12 protein-coding genes are annotated in these 17320 nt (G+C 62.3%); 6 read left to right on the top strand and 6 right to left on the bottom strand.

The features are described from left to right. Positions 1-4: 4 nt before the first annotated feature. Positions 5-505, bottom strand: coding sequence for a hypothetical protein (locus BSZ35_RS11555; RefSeq protein WP_258096198.1), 501 nt, complete (start codon positions 503-505; stop codon positions 5-7). Positions 506-990: 485 nt separating this feature from the next. On the opposite strand from BSZ35_RS11555, the gene BSZ35_RS11550 reads away from it, so the two are divergent. Continuing rightward, positions 991-1251 carry a hypothetical protein gene (locus BSZ35_RS11550; protein ID WP_105012578.1) on the top strand — a complete coding sequence of 87 codons (261 nt, stop codon included), beginning with the start codon at positions 991-993 and terminating at the stop codon, positions 1249-1251. Between the two features lie 170 nt (positions 1252-1421). Here the strand turns inward: BSZ35_RS11550 and miaB are convergent, their stop codons facing one another. The 3 genes from miaB to BSZ35_RS11535 form a co-directional block, all read right to left on the bottom strand. After that, complete coding sequence (gene miaB / locus BSZ35_RS11545) at positions 1422-2936, bottom strand: tRNA (N6-isopentenyl adenosine(37)-C2)-methylthiotransferase MiaB (RefSeq protein ID WP_105013820.1); 1515 nt, start codon at positions 2934-2936, stop codon at positions 1422-1424. Positions 2937-3047: 111 nt separating this feature from the next. Beyond that, on the bottom strand, positions 3048-3719 hold the full coding sequence (locus BSZ35_RS11540) for an ABC transporter ATP-binding protein (RefSeq protein WP_105013819.1): 672 nt from the start codon (positions 3717-3719) through the stop codon (positions 3048-3050). Between the two features lie 99 nt (positions 3720-3818). Next, positions 3819-5081, bottom strand: a complete 1263-nt coding sequence (locus BSZ35_RS11535; protein ID WP_146110068.1) for a hypothetical protein — start codon at positions 5079-5081, stop codon at positions 3819-3821. A 177-nt stretch (positions 5082-5258) separates the two neighbouring features. Between BSZ35_RS11535 and BSZ35_RS11530 the strand changes: the two genes are divergently transcribed. Beyond that, positions 5259-6686: a hypothetical protein gene (locus tag BSZ35_RS11530; RefSeq protein ID WP_146110067.1), complete on the top strand. Its 1428-nt coding sequence runs from the start codon at positions 5259-5261 to the stop codon at positions 6684-6686. Positions 6687-7067: 381 nt separating this feature from the next. Here BSZ35_RS11530 and BSZ35_RS11525 read toward each other — a convergent pair whose 3' ends face one another. Further along, positions 7068-8282 carry a PepSY-associated TM helix domain-containing protein gene (locus tag BSZ35_RS11525; RefSeq protein WP_105012575.1) on the bottom strand — a complete coding sequence of 405 codons (1215 nt, stop codon included), beginning with the start codon at positions 8280-8282 and terminating at the stop codon, positions 7068-7070. A 224-nt stretch (positions 8283-8506) separates the two neighbouring features. Continuing rightward, positions 8507-10861, bottom strand: a complete 2355-nt coding sequence (locus BSZ35_RS11520) for a TonB-dependent receptor (RefSeq protein WP_105012574.1) — start codon at positions 10859-10861, stop codon at positions 8507-8509. A 708-nt stretch (positions 10862-11569) separates the two neighbouring features. Here BSZ35_RS11520 and BSZ35_RS11515 point away from each other — a divergent pair. The 4 genes from BSZ35_RS11515 to BSZ35_RS11500 form a co-directional block, all read left to right on the top strand. Further along, complete coding sequence (locus BSZ35_RS11515) at positions 11570-15547, top strand: hybrid sensor histidine kinase/response regulator transcription factor (RefSeq protein ID WP_181149314.1); 3978 nt, start codon at positions 11570-11572, stop codon at positions 15545-15547. A gap of 507 nt (positions 15548-16054) precedes the next feature. After that, a complete protein-coding gene (locus BSZ35_RS11510; RefSeq protein ID WP_105012572.1) occupies positions 16055-16474 on the top strand; it encodes a hypothetical protein in 420 nt (139 codons plus the stop codon). A 108-nt stretch (positions 16475-16582) separates the two neighbouring features. Continuing rightward, positions 16583-16861 carry a hypothetical protein gene (locus tag BSZ35_RS11505; protein ID WP_105012571.1) on the top strand — a complete coding sequence of 93 codons (279 nt, stop codon included), beginning with the start codon at positions 16583-16585 and terminating at the stop codon, positions 16859-16861. Positions 16862-17031: 170 nt separating this feature from the next. Continuing rightward, positions 17032-17320: PAAR domain-containing protein (locus tag BSZ35_RS11500; RefSeq protein ID WP_181149313.1), on the top strand; the 289-nt coding region annotated here is incomplete at its 3' end.

Raw genomic sequence — 17320 nt, 5'->3', positions numbered from 1 at the left:
AGCGCTATTGACTGCTTTCGGGAGACGTCTCCGGCTGGCCCCTTCCCTCGTTACTGATCTTTTGCTTCACGCTCTGCGGGTCGACGCGCTTCCACACCTCCCGCAATTTAAAGTCGCCCAGCTTGCCAATGTGGTACCACGTGTCCCCTTCGACACGGGCCGTAAACCGAATGGTCTGCCCTGCAAGGGCCGGATCCGAGTGGTACTGTATGTGCTCAATGTAGACGTTCTTTTCCGGATGGTACTCGTACCAGCCGCCTCCGGCAAGTACCTGCGAGCCATCCTTCGTTTCACGTCCCCAGGCGAAGTGGGTAGAGTTTAGAATTTTGAACCCCGGCCCCCAATCGTCACTCTGATCCACAACCGAGTCCGGATACACCAACTCTCGCGAAATCATTTTCCAGGTCCCCTCCAATTCATTGGTCGGAAGCTGCCCCCACGCTCCCATTGGCCCCGCTAGAATCAAACAGAGTGCGACGAGAAGCGTGCGGCGGATCCAACGCATGGCGCATCACCTCCGGGAATATATTTTGTGGAGAAACATTGAACAAATGATAAAGCCCTCGTCAACCTCTGTCAACCTATTGCCTGGGTGACAGGGAAATCCCTTCTCTGGACGAGGGCACCTTCCCGTCTCTCCACGAGCCCAGCCCCCGGTCGGAGGAATTCGGAAACGTGTACAACCAAACGCTTCCTCGACCAGACCGGTGCAATTTGTTGCATTACACCGGACATATCGGTTGTTTATCGTCACACGCAACCCTTCTGCTGGTGCGCGGCCGCTAATTCGGTCTTTAGCTCAGAATCCCGATTGCGAAAGGGAAGAGAATTGAACCTAAAGACAGGTTCTGAAGCGCACGGAAAACGACGACGGTCGTGTTCTTTGCGCACAGTTTGTATATTCTCCCGAGGCTCGGACCCGCTTGCCCGCACCTCCCGTGTAATTTCTCAATTCAGCGCCTCTCTTTTCGAGCGCGATCACTTCTTCGCATGTCCAATCCCCGCCTGTACCGCGTGCACGTCGCTGGAGAACCGGTCGACGGCATCGGTCCGTATGAGGACGAGGAGCAACTCATCGAAGCACTCCTGGAGATCAACCGAAACTCACAGTTGGAGGGAGAGCTTACGGTCCACGTATACAAGACCGACGCCACGCCGCTCGGCATTGGCCGAAAATACCTTGGCTCGATCAGCGGCGGGACGGTGCTGATGATGGGCGAGGTAGACGAGGAGCGGGTGCGGAGCCGGTAGCCGTACGTGAGACGCTTGTACCGTCTGGGCACAAAGCCGCCCTCAGTACTACAGCAGAAGATCTGATACTGCGACGGACTGGCCCCGTATAGACACCGCTTCAGTCGAGTCGTAGACCACTTTCATGCTCTTGCGAAGAGCATTTACCAGAACTGAGCAGATGGCTGAAGCTACGCCACCGCCGGCGCCATCGTGATCGAATCCGTCCGCGCCGCCTCTTCGAGGGTCGTCTTCTCAATCGCCGTGCCCAGGAGCGTGCTGGAGGTGCAGTCGTCGATGCGGACCTTCACGTAATCGCCCTGCTCGTAGTCCTCCCGGTCGAAGACGACGCCCTTGTTCGTGTCCGTCCGGCCGAAGAGCTGCTCGTCGCTCTTCTTGCTCGTGCCCTCGACGAGCACCGTGTGGACGCGGCCGATTTCGCTTTCGTTGCTCTCCTTGGAGTGCTGGTTCTGGAGCTCAATGATCTCTTCGAGGCGGCGTTGCTTCACGTCTTCCGGCACGTCGTCCTCCAGCTTGCGCGCGGCGTAGGTCTGCGGGCGCTCGCTGTACTTGAACATGTAGGCGTGATCGTAGCGCACCTCCTCCATCAGCGAGAGGGTGTCCTGGTGCTGCTCTTCCGTTTCGCCGCAGAACCCGGCGATAATGTCGGTGGAGAGGGAGACGCCCGGGCACAGCTCTTTTGCCCGCTCCGTGAGGGCCAGGTACTCCTCCCGCGTGTAGGTGCGGCGCATGCGGTCCAGTACCTCGGTGTTGCCGTGCTGCACCGGCAGGTGGATGTAGTTGCAGACGTTGGGTCGCTCGTGGTGGACCTGCAGCAGCTCGTCGGTGCAGTCTTTGGGGTGGCTCGTGGAGTAGCGCACCCGCAGCTCGGGCGAGACGCGACTCACGCGGTCCACGAGCTCGGCGAAGCTCACGCTGGTGCCGTCGTCGGTGTAGTGGTACGAGTTCACGTTCTGGCCCAGGAGCGTGACTTCCTTATAGCCCTCCTCTACCAGCTGCGAGACCTCCGACAGGATGGTGGTCACCGAGCGGCTTTCTTCTCGGCCGCGCGTGAACGGCACCACGCAGAAGGTGCACATGTTGTCGCAGCCCCGCATAATGCTGACGTAGGCGCTCACACCATTTGAGTCGTAGCGCACCGGCTGGATGTCCTGGTACGTCTCCTGCTTGGAAAGCTCGACGTTGACCGCGGCCTGGCCCGTGGCGTCGGCCTCGTACAGGAGGCGGGGCAGATCGCGGTAGGCGTCGGGACCCACCACCACGTCGACCAAGTCCTCCTGCTCCAGCAGCTTCTCGCGCAGCCGCTCGGCCATGCAGCCGAGAACCCCCATCATGAGTTCTCCCTCGCGCTTTTCTTTCTCGGCACGCAGCATGCCGAGCCGCGTACGAATCTTCTGCTCCGCGTTCTCGCGGATGGCGCACGTGTTGAGCAGCACCACATCGGCCTCGTCCTGATCTTGCGTAAGGCCGTAGCCGCTTTCCTGCAACACCGACGCCACCACGCCCGAGTCCGCCACGTTCATCTGGCAGCCGTAGGTCTCGATGTAAACCTGCTTGCCGCCGGCCGCCTCGTCGTAGCCGTGCTTCATGCGGTCCAGGTTCTCGTCCTCCGTTGATCCGGCGCCGGCCTCGCGCTGGCGCACCTCGTCTTCGGACAGTACGTCGATGTCTTCAATCGGCTCCATGATACTGATCGGGATTTCGAAGGGAGAGTCGTCGCCTGCCGCTCCTCGGTGCCTCAGAGCGACTCGGAGGGGTTTTTCTTGCATTCGGGGCGCGGACGAACGTTCCCCGTCTCATCCGGCCTCTGCCGACGGTACGGGCGACAACGTCCCGTCGTCGAGGGCAAGCGTCGTGTCGGCAATGTCGGTGAGCGCCCCCGTCAGATGGCTCGCGACGACGGCCAGGCCGCCGTCGACCACAAAGGCCTCCAGCAGGTCGATGGCCGCGTCGGCCGTGGCCGTGTCGAGACTCCGAAGCGGCTCATCCATGAGCAGGACGTCCGGCTCGGCCACGAGGGCAGCGGCGATCTGCGCCTTCTGCGTCATGCCGCTCGAATAGGTACCGATCAGATTCTCCCGTCGTTCGTCGAGACGGAGCCGGGTGAGAAGTGCGTCGATCCGATCGGGCGCCTCTTTGGTCCAGCCGTCGCGGCTCCGAAGAATCCACTCTAGCAGCTCGACTGCCGACAGATGCTCGGGCAACTGCGCATCGGCGTGGACGAGGCCTACGTGTGCGAGATATCGATAGGGATGTGCATGCACATCGAGATCTCCGTACCGCACCGTGCCGCTGGTGGGATAGGAGAGAACGGAAAGTAGATGCAACAGCGTCGTCTTTCCGGCCCCATTCGGGCCCACGAGCAACGTAAGCGATTCCGGAGTGAAGGTGCGCGTCAGGCCATTGAGAATGGCCGGCCCGTCGCCGTATCGTTTCGTGACAGAGTCCAGAACCAGAGGAGAAGCCATGATGTAGAGACAGGCCACCGGCCTGTCGGGATGGTCAACAGATTGCGTAGAAACGAACCATCGGTCCGTCGAACCCGGCCGGAGGCGGTCTACCAGATGTCACGCCGCCTCCGGCCGAAATCGCCCCCACCCTTCATGTGCGACCGTTGCCGCAACAGCCGCCCCAAACGCGAGTGTGACGTGTACGGTGCTCCACGTTAGCACCCACGTCATGCCGTACGCATCGTCGAACAGAACAATGATCACGAGGCTGCCCACATGGGCCGGCAGCCAACGAAGATTTACAAAAGTACGGGTGGCCATCCAGTCGGACACAGACTGGAGGGTGCGCTGAAACGAGAGCGGGGCCGCGGTAGGGGCGGTAAGGAGAGCACAGGTGGCCGTCTGGGCCAGAAAGAGGAGGACGAGCCCCCCCGCCACCAGAGCCGAGTCCGTCCCCCGTATGCACAGCAACCAGACCCCAGCGTGAGCGAGGGCCACGAGCCGCCCCAGCGGGAGACGCCGATCCAGTTGGCGAAGGCTCGCCCAGACGGCGGGCCGCCAGCGGGAGGGCACCCAGTACAACGCGTCGATCGGGAGCGGCTCCCGGCCGTCGAGTTGGAGGGTCCCACCGCCCATCACCTCCTCGTAGAAGGCCGTCGTGTGGTAGAAGTGCCGGTCGTACGCGGCGCGGGCCCGCCAGAGCCGGACGCCTGCCCAACCGAGGAGAACGAGCCCCGGCCCCCAGGTCCATAGTCCCGATCCCGCCTGCGCCCCTGCCCCGGTCAGGAGCACTGCAATGAGCGCCACAACGAAACAGCGCGTAGTGGCAAAAAGAGCCGGGACAAGCCCGCGCGGCAAACTAATGCCCTGCCCCCGTTCCTCCACGGCACGCCCATACCACTGCCCGGCCTGTCCCTCCTGCCAGGCCTGCGACCGCGGCCCAAGCCCCGCAAAGTGGGCAAAGCTGTCCCCTGCGGTCCCCACCATCAACAGGACGGCCTGTCCAAGCGCCGTGGCCTTGGCCCCAAGGTGTCGAAGGGGCGCCGCAGGATCAACGAAGGCAATAAGAACGGCCGGAAGCACCGCAAGCCCCAAAAGGGGGCCAAAGCGTCCCAGCTGGTATCGCAGCAGGCGCGTTGGCGACCAGTTGAGCAACTGAAGCGTCGTCGCGTTCGGATCGGGCAGAAGGACGTTCGGAGGGGCCATCGCAAACAGGCCGGCCGCCGCCAACGTCCACAGACGGAGCCCGGCTGCCCGCGACGCAAGATCCGCCCCGTCCGCAAGTATACCAGCCGCCCCGCACAGCACAGCCAGCAACAATCCGTAAGTTACACGCTGTGTCCAGGACGTCGGGGGAAGGGGCGAGGCAGCGTTCGGCACGGAAAGAAAGGCACTGTCGAAAGCAGAGCAGCCGTTGTTCAAAGGTAGAAAGCACGTCCTCCCGATGTCCACGCCCGCACAGGAAGATTCGGAACAATCTCCCGGAAAACCTCTCCCTCCGGACGCGTGTACATGTTCTCCACTGAACGCCCAACCCCTCGAACGTTTCGCGTGCCCATGCCGCGCTCGCTTGCCGACCCTCTCTATGAGCGCCTCCTGCGTTCCTTCCCGGCCGACCATGCCTACACGCGAGCGGACTGGGAGGGCGACGCCATGCCGGAGCCGGTGGCCCACTTTCTCCGTCAACTGCTTCGCCACCATAGTCGCCGAGAGGCCCGTCGCCTCCGCCGGGCCCGGAGCGACTGGGTCAATTACGACCATCCCGACATGGAGCAGGCCGTCCGCACGTTCTTCAACGCGATGGAGGCCCATACGCAGGTCCCTGCCTCCGAATGGGAAACGACCCTCCGCCAGGCCACCCATCACACGACGGCCCACCTCGTGCGCCCAGTGCACGTGCTCACCGACTTCGTGTACGCCGAGCGGGAGGAAGCCCTCCGGTTGCCGGAGATTCTCTGGCGCATGAACTTCTTCAGTTCCTACAGCTACCTGCGCGAGGCAGTGCACGCCTTTGCCAAAAAGCGCGACCTGGACGCCCTGGACCGCGATCGATTTGAGCGATTCCTTCATCGGATTGACGAGCGCATCACGGCCAACTACAGCGCCGACCGGTGGCTTCGACTCCTTGACCCGCTCTTTCAGATCGCGCGTCGGGCCACGGGACATGAGCGGGTGCCCATCTCAGCAGTCGAGACGTTCTTTGCGGAAAAGGACCGCTCGGCCATCGAACGGCGACTGGACGCCTACGCCCGCGACGGCCACGAGCAGGTGGGTCCCACCGCTCTGCATCGACTCATCGAAGAAGCGACATCTGCCCCCCCGCCCGACCGGGCCTCGCCCTCAAAGAAGCGCTCCTCCACTCCCCCCGCCTCCTCGGGGCCGGAGCCCCCCTCGTCACAGCCAGAACCGACGCCAGACGACGACATCTGGGGCGTCGACGGAACGGCCCGGCCCGAAGGCAGCGGGGCCGCTCAGCCGCAGTCAAACGACGACGAGTCGACCCCCCTCTGGAAACGATTCCAGCAGGGACGTCCCCCTCCCTCCTCTTCCCCAGACTCTTCCTCTACCGACGCCTCCCGAACGGAAGACGGCAGCGAAAACGGAACCCAGACGCCCTTGTGGGCGCGATTTCGTAGCGAGCGTGACGAGCGTCTCTCAGAAGCGATGTCTTCTCCCCCCGACAGCGCGGAAGAATCCTCGTCCCCCGCTTCGTCTTCTGCCCCCCCGAGCGGAGACCTGGAATCCCTTGAGCATGAAGCCCTCGGGGTCAAAAACCCCCCGCACCGCTCCGTCTACGTACGGCAGCTCTTTGGGGGGGACCGAACCGCCTACAAGCAGGTGTTGAGACGAATCTGTGGGGCCGACAGTTGGGGACAGGCGTCGCAGATCATCGCGAGCGACGTGTTTCGGGCCCACAAAGTCAACATCTACAGCGACGCTGCCGTGCACTTCACGAACGCCGTTGAGTCGCGGTTTCGTCAGTAGATGTCCCAGACTCGTCGCCGATCTCTATAGAAGAGCGTGCCGCTAAGAAGCTGTTTTAATTTCACACGCTGTGAGTTCGGCAGGACGCTACGACTGCGGACCTGTTCCTCCCCGCCGGGGATGCAGGCGTATACGCTCCGATGTGCTTTTCGTCTACGAAAATATCGGCATCGGATGTGGAGACGGGCGTAAATGAAAACAGGTTCTAAGCTCGACTTTGGCGCTTTCGGATGACCGAAAAACTGCCTATTCCAGCGGATTGAGGCACTTTTTGATTATTTCCATGTCGCGGTTTGCCCCCGACATCAAATAAATACTACGCCTACCGGCCTCCATCTTCTAGAAACGACGATTGGTCGAAGTCAAATGGCCAAAGTCGAGCTAAGACTGCGTCGGCTGAGACGCCCCCCGACGGTCGCTTCCTTTGGTGACGGCCTCCAGTCGCGGAGGCATCTGTACGGACCGAGTGCCCACCTCATCCGGGTCGGGCGCGTCGTCAACATCGGTGCGGCGCCAGCGCTTGTACCAGATGATGGTGCCGGTGACCGATAGAATGGCGGGAGCAAGGCCGAGAATCACGTAGAGCCACGCCACCAGCAGCCCCCCCACGGCCCCGACGTGGAGCGGGTAGAAGGTCTGCAGAAACTGCGCTCCGCCCGGGGCTTCGCGCGCATCATCGACGCGGAGGATGCTCATTTTCGTCGGGTGGAGGTGGACGAAACTGCGCCCGTTGGGGTGCCACTCCGGCGGCGTGCGAACCCGAACGGTGAGCGGGGCGGTCGAGGATTGCGGCACGTATACGAAGCTCGGCTCGGCCCCGGGCAGCCGGTCGAGGGCCGTTTCTAAAGCAGCGTCGTAGTCGAGGACCGCGGGCATTCGGGTCGAGTCCGCTGGAGCCTCGACGGTTGGCGGAGCAGGCGGCCACGGCTCCGAGGCCGTAACGGTGCTAATGAGTTGCTGTGTCGTAGGATAGAACGCAAAGGCACTCCCCGTGAGGGCCGTTAGCAACACAAAGAGGGTGGTGTAGAAGCCGCCTGCACGGTGCAGGTCATAATTGAAGCGGAGCACGCCGTGCCGCCACGCAATGCGGAGGGCATTCCAGAGCCCTTTCAGGCGACGCGGCCACCACAGCACGAGACCCGTGATCGTGAGCACGACGAGCAGCAGGCCCGTGATGCCGACGAGAAGAAGCCCGGTCTCTCCAGCGAGGAGATCGATGTGAAGGTGTGAGATCGTGTTCATCACCCCTTCGTCGGGCGCCCGCGATCCGAGTACGGCCCCGCGGTACGGGTCGACGTAGACGTGCGTGTTGTCCTCTGCCAGCCAAACTGTGAGCGGACCTGCCTCGTCGAACGGCATCTCGATCAGACGAGGGGTCGCCTCCGGATGCGCCGTCTGCACAGCGTCCATCACGCGATTTAGCCCCACCCGCTCCGCCGCCGGCTCGACCCGAAGAAGATCGGGCCGCAGCCAGCGATCGAGCGTGTCTTTAAAAACCAGCGCGCTTCCACTCACGCTGATCACGATGAGAAGCCCGCCCAATGCGAGCCCCCCGTACAGGTGGAGCCAGGATGAGACGCGACGCAGCGTCGACATTTCCAGAGCAGACTTATTCAGTAGAACCTCGGCTCATCCCGAATCCTGTTTCAGGAGATACGGCGTCCGTCGACTTTCAGCATATTGAGAGGCCTGGCACGCCTGCCCCGTACTTGCGGCGGGGGCGAACGTGTGGACGTGTGCAGGCCCCACCACGTCCACACGTTCACGCATCCAAACCTACATGCCCCAACGAAGCGTGCGGGGTTGGTACCGGAAGAGCGTTACCACGTGACCGAGTAGGAGAGGTTGACGTTGCGACCGCGCGCCGGCGTGTATGAGCCGGGAAGGGCGGGGTACTGGGAGCGGACGGAGAAGTAGTAGTTGTCCAGCAGGTTCTCAATCCCGATCGTCAAAGCACCGGGCCCCACCTCGACCCGACTCGACAGATCGACCACCGTGTATGGCGAGACACTGCCCTGGGCGTACGTGTACGGCGGACCGTCAAAGACATCCCGGCGCCCCGAATACAGCACCTGAAGGCGACTTGTCCACCCGTTCAGCGGCGTCACCTCTACGTATCCCGTGATCTTCTCGGGCGGAATGCGATTCCCTGGGAGGGGCGTCTCGTAGCTTCCATTTCCATTCGCGTCACGCACGCCCTTGACCCAGGAGAACGTTCCACCCACCGCCACCGGATCCGTCACCTGCACGTCGGTCGTAAGCTCCACGCCGTAGACGTGCTCCGGAGAGCGCACAATCTCGAAATTGGCGCCGTAGGAGCTGCCAAGCTCAGAGGTGGTGTAATACCCTGTAGCGGTTGCACTGAGACGCTGCGTCCCCAGTCGCAGACCGGTTTCGTAGCTATTGACCGTCTTCGCTTCCGGATTCAGGGCGTTCACGGACGCAGCCGTTGTACTGCGAAGCACGCGCCCAATCTCGCTCACCGCGAATCCCTGCTCGAAGGACGCAAACATGTCCAACGGCTCGGCGACCGTGAGCACAGCGCCCGCGTTGAAGGCGAAATTATCGTAGGTCAGCGTGCCGCCCTCCACATCGTTGCGCTGGTCGGGCGTGCCGTCGCCGTCCGTGTCAAACTGTGCCCGAAGCGTCGTAAAGTCGACCACGTCGACCGAGAGGGCCTCGTACCGCACCCCGCCGCGAAGCGTGAGCCGGTCGGACAGCAGCGGCACGCGGAGCTGCACAAACGGTGCCGCACTCGTCTGCGTCATTTGCGGCGCAAAGATGCGTCCGTCTACGAGCGGCTGCGCCGTCTGATCTCGAAGAGCATCCGCGCCCCAGAGGAGCTGACTCCCCTCCGTCCAGCCGAGCGGCGTGGTCGCATCGAGGCGCAGACCGAACTTCGTCGACTCAATGAAGGGCTGTCCGCCGCCCGGGAAGAACGTCGAGTATCCGTAGTACGTCTTGAAGTCCTGCACGTAGGCCTGTGCCGACACCTGCCCTCCGATCAGGTCGTTGTGCTCGTATCGCAGTTGCCCGACAATGTTGTCGGTGCCAGGATCTTCCGGAGGCAAGGTCCCGGTCGATGTCGTGGCGGAGGTAGGCGTCTCGCCGTATTCGCCCGCCTGACGCCCGTACTTCAGATCCTGCCGGAAGGTGTAGTAGTTGACGGAGGCCGAGAGGCGCTGAGACGACGCGACGGGAATGCCCGCCTTTCCAAACAGACTCCATTCGTTCGCGCCCGCAAGACCGCCCTGCCCGCGTGGATCTTGAGCAATCAGGTTCTCTTTTCCATCGTAGAACTGTCCCCAGTTCTCGTAGCTCCCGCTGGCGACGAAACCGATCCCGTTCGTTCGGCCGGACACCGACTGATGAATGCGCCCGGTGAAGCTCTCCTCAACGTCCGCTGAGGATCCCCGAATCCCGACCTCAGTGGTCGCGTTCAGCTCAGCGGTCGGCTCTTTGGTGATGATGTTGATGGCGCCGCCGGTGGCCCCGTAGCCGTAAAGCGCGCTGGCCCCGCGCACCACCTCAATCCGCTCGATGCTCTCCGGGCTGGAGGTGCGCAGCGAGCGCGCGCCGTCCCGCAGCGGCGTGTTCTGGGGGACTCCGTCGATCATAACGAACGGGGAGCGCCCGCGCATCGTCTGTCCGAAGTTGCTGAGCGACCCGTTGCTGGGCGCAAGGCCAGGCACCGTCTGTGCCAGCATATCCCCGAGATCCCCCGTCACGGCACTCTGCGACTCCAGGTCCTGCGGGCTGAGGACAGAGACCGAGGAGGCGATATTCCCCAGGTCCTGTCGGCTCCGCGCCGCGCTGACAACGACCTCCTCGAGCCCGTACCGCTTCTGGCGAAGGCGAAGGGTCACTTGCCGCGAGCCGCTCTCGAGTGTGAGCGTAGAACTCGTTTTCGTATAGCCGACGGCCGAGGCCGCGATCCGATAGGTACCGGCCGCTACGGACCCGATCACAAACGTTCCGTCGGCTCCGGTGGTCGTTCCCGCCATGCGAGTACCATCGTCCGACCGTGTGAGGACCACGTTCACGTTGGGAATCGGCTGATCCTGCGCATTCAACACAGTGCCGCGAATGCGAGTGTCCTGGGCACTGGCCGTGGGGACCAGAGCACCAGCCAAAAGAAGGAGGCAGAAAATAGTAGCAAGTCTTCGGGGAAGCATAGAGTCGATAAACGTTCCGAGGATGATCTCTTTATCTGGACTGACTATAAATAAGCCCCAGACGGATGGGTCTCAATCCTCTCATCGGCGATTCACAGATGCTGGAAACAGCCATGTGAAGGCAACCGGGAGCTGATGAACAATCCGAGTGAGGGGAGGAGACGATCCTTCAGTAGAGCCCTTCGGTGCCAGAGAGAGAGGAGCGAAGCCGAAGCATCATTTTCCGGTGCACCTCGGCGGGCAGTGGCCGGTCCAGCAGCTCTCGAAGACAGAACGGAAGGTGGGCGAAATGCGGCGCGATAGACGTGGATCGGCCCCGCCTCGATGCTAGAGGCGCCGGCGGGACGCTCACGACAGTAGACGGAGTAGGGCCCGCCACGTAGGACAACGACATCCGTTATTTCCGATTCGCATGGATCATTCCTGAAGAGTGGGCTAAGGATCTGATTTTGTGCATCGTAACATGTTGGTAGTGGACGGACAGTTTTCCCATCCCCCCTCCACTTCTCATTCAGGTCAGCCCGTCGGCCAATGCATTGCTACCCTCCTCAGGATTCACTGCCGGGTCTCGTTCTCAGTGTCATCCTGCTCGTATTTGCAGGAACGGGATCGAGTGCTGTTGCGCATGATTCAGTCTCGGATTCCATTCGTCTCGCCCCCCGATCGTCGGCATTTCATCCGGAAGCAGGACGCCCATTTCAACGGTACGTGGCGCCTGAGACGTACGGGGCCACGCGACAAAACTGGGATGCCGTGCAGGACTCCAGTGGCCGCCTCTACGTGGGCAACACCGCAGGGGTGGTGTTCTACGACGGACGCGGATGGCAGACGCTTCCCATGGGCAACGGCTCCCCGGCAGTGTCCTTGGGAGCCACCGAACGAGGACGGGTGTACGTGGGCGCGAAGGGAGACTTTGGACGCATCCGGATGGACTCAACCGGCCACCTTAAATTCGTCTCCCTCCTCCGCAATCTCCCGAAGCAACACCGCTCCGTCGGTGAAATTGTCCAGACCGAGGTCGTGGGCAACGATGTGTACTTTCAGTCCGAGCAGCGACTCTTCCGATGGACGTCGTCAACGAACACCATGCAGGTGTGGACAATCTCGGGCACGGAATTCCAACACGCGGACGTGGTACGGGGCACCCTCTACGTCAACGTGTCCGGAAAGGGACTCATGACGGTCCGCGGCGATTCCCTCCAGCTCGTCCCCGGAGGGGCACAGCTTGCCGATCGGTCGGTGCGGTTCCTCCTCCCTCACGGCAACGATGCCCTGCTCGTGGGGGCATTCCAGGGATTTCTCCTGCGCGACGGCACCAAGTTCCGAGCGTTTGACACCGGAGCCGACCCGATATTGAAAGATGCGTGGCTCTACGACGGTCGTCGGCTGCAGGACGGGACCATCGCGATTGCGACGATCGACCGGGGGCTTCTGCTTCTTGCTCCGGACGGAACGGTGCGGCGGCACCTGCAGGCCCGCGGCAATCCGGTCACTGGGCTGTACGAGGACCAAGAGGGAGGCCTCTGGGCCCTCCTCGACGGCGGCCTTCTTCGGTACGATTTCGGCGCCCCGTTCACGGAGTTTGGCACGGAAACCGGCCTCGAAGGCATCATCCTTGACATTACGCGCCACGACGACACGCTTTACGCCGCCACAACCAAAGCAACGTATCGGCTGCAGTCCTCCTCCGACACGCTTGCGTCGTTTGTCCGTGCCCCTGGATTTCGCCGGAAAACGAAGGACACGCCGAGCTGGTGTTTTCTGACGATGGGCGACGCCCTCCTCGCCGGTACGGTACACGGCCTGGCCCGGCGCCGCTCGAACGGACGCGTCGACTACCTTTTTCGGGGCGAGCAGGTGTTCGACCTTCTCCGATCTCGAACCGACTCTACTCGCATCTACGCGGCCACGGAGGCGGGTCTCCGGGTCTTTCGGCGGACGGCGGGTGAATGGACGGAAGAACGTTCCCCCATTGCTCTGCCCAACGATCCCCGGGTCGTCGCGGAGAACGACGACGGAAAGTTGTGGGTGGGCACCTCTCCGGATGGACTGTACCGAATCCGGGGGCTTGGCGCGAGAGACTCCGTTCACATCGACCGCTTTGGGCGCTCGGACGGGCTGCCCGAAGGACCGATCGAGCCGTACCGGTGGCAGGGCGAAGTCATATTCGGGACCCGGATCGGAGCGTTTCGCTACACGCCCACGTCGTCGTCTCTGTTTACTCGATACGCAGCTCTCGCGTCTCCCCCCATCGGCGGGACCGCCGGCCGTCTACTGGTGCAAACGGATCGTCAGGGTCGCACCTGGGGCTCAACGGGGGTCGGCCCGGGACGCTGGCGCCGGACGGGGGACACGTGGCGCTGGGCCCCCGGTCGCCTTCACCGATTGCAGGGCGACCGGAGCCGCACCATTGAGATCGAAAGAGGCGGACGTACCGTGTGGTTTGGCACGTGGGAGGGGCGGATCGTCCGTCATGTGCCCGAACGAGCATGGCCCCGATCGCCAATGCCGTCCCTCATCCATCATGTGTACGAGTACGACACCGACTCCCTACTCGCTGCCGGCCCCACCGCGCCTCGGGTGCGAACGAGAGGAGGAGTTCGGATCACCTACGGCACGCCGAGCCTCGTTCAACCCCAGGACGTTGAATACCAGTACCGGATGGAAGGAACAGAGGCTGGCTGGTCGGAGTGGGCCTCCCGCACCGAGCAGACCTACCGAACCCTCTCCCCCGGCTCCTACACGTTTGCGGTGCGGGCTCGCCTGGCCTACGGCGATACCACCCGAGCCGCTCGCTACGCGTTTACCATCCTTCCCCCCTGGTACCGCACCGGATGGGCGTACGGCCTGTACTTTCTCGCTGCCGTCGGAATTGTAGCCGGAGTGGTGCAACTGCGCACCCGTCAGCTGCGGCAACGACAGGAGACCTTGGAAACTGCGGTTGCGGAACGAACGGAGGAGATTGAACGACAGAAGGAACAGCTGGCCGAACAGGCCGAGCGGCTGAAGGAACTGGACGAGGCGAAAACGCGGTTTTTTGCGAACGTAAGTCATGAGTTTCGGACGCCAATCACCCTCATCTTAGGGCCGGTACAGGACCTCCGATCCCGAATCTGCCGCCACCTCAGCGACGAAGACGTCGAGCAGCTGAACGTCATCGAACGTAATGCCCAGCGACTTCTCCGGCTGGTCGACCGTGTGCTTGGGATCGCACGTATGGACGCCGGAAGCTACCGGCTCGACGCCCGTCCCACCTCTCTCTCGTCCGCAGTTCCGCGCATCGTGCGGTCGTTCGTGCCCCTCGCCGAGCGCAACGATCTCACGCTAACGGTTGAGAAGCCATCGGCCGACGCCCCCGACGCGGACCCGGTGTACGTGGACCGAGAGGCGCTGGGGCACATCGTCCGCAACCTCCTCTCGAACGCCATCAAGTTCACCCCCGAGGGCGGCACCATTCGCGTGGCCGTTACCCCTCGTGACGAGACCGTCGAGGTAGCGGTGGCCGATACGGGACCAGGCATCCCAGAGGATGCACAGGCCGACGTCTTCGATCGCTTCCAACAGGCCCGCTCGGCCTCTGGTGCCACAACTCGCCCGCAGGAGGGGGCGGGGATTGGATTGGCCTTCGTTCGCGACCTGGTTGACCTCCACGGCGGCACCATCGACCTCGACAGCACCGCGGGAGAGGGCACGACCGTCCGGGTGCATCTGCCGCGTGGCCGCGATCATCTTGCGGATGCTCATCTTGCCGAATCGGTGGACGCGGCCTCGGAGGACTCCCCTCTTCCCGAGATGGCCTCAGCCCCACCGCCCCTTCCGGCATCGACCTCGTCGAACGCCTCCGGCGACACATCACGCAGCGTCGCTGAACACACCAACGGTCACTCCACAGACGCTGACTCGTCCTCGGATCCCCAAACAAAGCGTATCCTCGTCGTCGAGGACAACGGGGACGTGCGACGATACGTGCGCTCCATCTTAACGCCGGACTTCGACGTCATTGACGCATCGAATGGAAAAGAGGGGCTGGAAGTAGCTCGGGCCCAACTACCCGACGTCGTTCTGGCAGACGTGATGATGCCAAAAATGGACGGACATGAGATGACGCGCCGGCTGAAGGACGACCCGGAAATGCAGGCCATTCCCGTCATCATGGTCACGGCCCGGGCCGGCACCGGCGACGAGGTGGAGGGCCTTCAAGCCGGAGCAGACGACTACATCACCAAGCCATTCGACGCCAATGTGTTGCTACAACGCGTGGGAGGCGTCATTACCTTCCAGAAACGCCTCCGCGAACGGCTTCGCGCCGAGCTGGACGCTGCCGAGCCGGATGCAAGCGAGACGAGTGTCGATTCTGAGATCGAGCGAAAAGCGCGACGGGCCGTTCAAGAACACCTGACGCACCCTGATTTCGATGCGGAAGCCCTCGCCGACGAATTGGCCATGAGCCGCTCAGCTCTGTATCGGGCGTTCAAGAAACAAACCGACACGACCCCGTCGGCCCTCATTACGAACGAGCGTATGAAGCAGGCGGCCTCCCTCCTGCGAGACGAACGCGGAACCGTTACGCAGGTAGCGTACGCCGTGGGCTACGAGCGCCTCTCCAGCTTTAGTCGGGCCTTTCGTTCGTACGCCGGGCAGCCCCCGAGTGCCGTCACAAAGACAGCTTCGGCTGAAAGCGGGTGAGTGATGCGACGTCCGGCTGCAGGCATCAGGTACGAAAAGGCCTTTCCTTGGCAAAAGGGGAAAACGTCCATTCCTGCGCTGAAGGAAGCGGCTTCCGTAGCGCCGTTGGAGTCCAACGACGCTACAAATCAGTTTTATGGTTGGGCATTAAGCGCCCGGATTTGACATGAGATCCCCTGGGACAGTGAGACAAAGGCCCCTCTCTATGAACGCCGCTGGGATCCAATAGGACTTTTCCACACGTCGGCATGGCGTAGACGCCTGCCCCTACAATTCTCCGTAACTCGTTGACTACCACCCCCTTCTATGCCCACTTTTTGACATCTTAAAGTGAATGAACGAAGAGATAATCTGCCGTTTGGGACAGATTGCAAAACATTCGGGACGGAATGTAAAGCCGCTCTCTCCCGTCTTTCGGTAAATACGGACCGTCGGTTGAACCGGGACCTCGGACAGCAGAGGCGTCCGCCGATGTCCGCTCTTCTCTCGAACAACATTCACAATACTATGGGTTTGGTCACTGGAATCTGGATTGCTGTTCTCGGCATGCTGGGCGGCTCCAGTTTCGTCATCTCCAAACGCCCGGATGCGAAGGAACTCATCGATCAGCTGGCCCCCTACCAGGGCTGGATCGGTGCCGTCTCGGCCCTCTGGGGCGGCTGGACCGTCATCAACCAGGTGCTCTTCCGCATGAGTTGGATGACGGAGTTTCCCGTGCAGTGGTGGACGATGACAGCCAACGGCGCCATTCTGCTTCTCCTCGGGCTGTTGCTCGGTGTGGGGGTCTTGAAGTCGTTTAGCAGCAGCAAGGAGGCAAACGAGAAGCTCGACGAGACCGTCGAGAAGCTTTCGCCATATCAGGTCACGCTGGGCCTCGTCGGCATGGGCCTCGGGGTTTGGACCATTCTGCAGAACTTCCTTCTGTAGCGTGCTGTGATGGGGGCCACGGATCCCCGCCGGAAGGGGTAGCAGGCGGGGCTTCGTGGATTTTCTGATCCTGTACTGCGCACATCCCTGCACATTTCTCAGCTCAGTATGAACACTTCCTCGGAGGACACTCGGTCACCGGATCCATTTCAGAATCCCTATCATCCATTTGAGGAGCCTGAGTGCTATCGGGCGTTTCGGGAAGGATGGGACGCACGGCAGCAGGACGAGGGCCGAACTCAAAATCCCTATCCGATGTCGGACTTTCGTCCGGCTCTGTCGTGGCTCGACGGGTGGACCGTGGCCGACTGGACGGAACGGAAGCCCAGGGACGGAACGGTACTTGGGCGGCATTGGAAACGGGAACGATCCACCGTATCGTCGTGAGGACAGCCAAGGTTTAGGGGTGATTTATCATTCACTCAGTTTTCTATGTCTAGTGGCGGTTCCTCTGCGGGCCGCCATTTGCATTTTTCTGTATCAGTGGTGAATTAAATTAAAGTTATATAGTGTTTGGCCTTGGTAAATCACTTCTCGAATAACGTCTATCCTCTTCTATGCCGGCAGCAGCGCGACAGGGAGACCCGACGGCCCACGGCGGGACGATCGCCGTGGGAGATCCGACAGTGTTAATCAACGGCCTGCCCGCCGCCCGCCAGGGCGACATGCACGTGTGCCCGATGTGCAACCCGGGCCCGACCCCACACGTGGACGGCCCGATTTCGATGGGGGCGCCCACGGTTCTGATCAACGGAATGCCGGCGGCCCGGATGGGCGACGTGTGCACGTGCAGCGGCCCGCCGGACACGATCGTGGGCGGAGAGCCGACGGTGATGATCAACAGCG

Origin of the sequence: Salinibacter sp. 10B (assembly GCF_002954405.1) — a bacterium.
Taxonomy (GTDB): Bacteria; Bacteroidota; Rhodothermia; order Rhodothermales; family Salinibacteraceae; genus Salinibacter.
The sequence above is the reverse complement of the archived record's forward strand: the minus strand, read 5'-3'. Positions and strand labels throughout refer to the sequence as shown.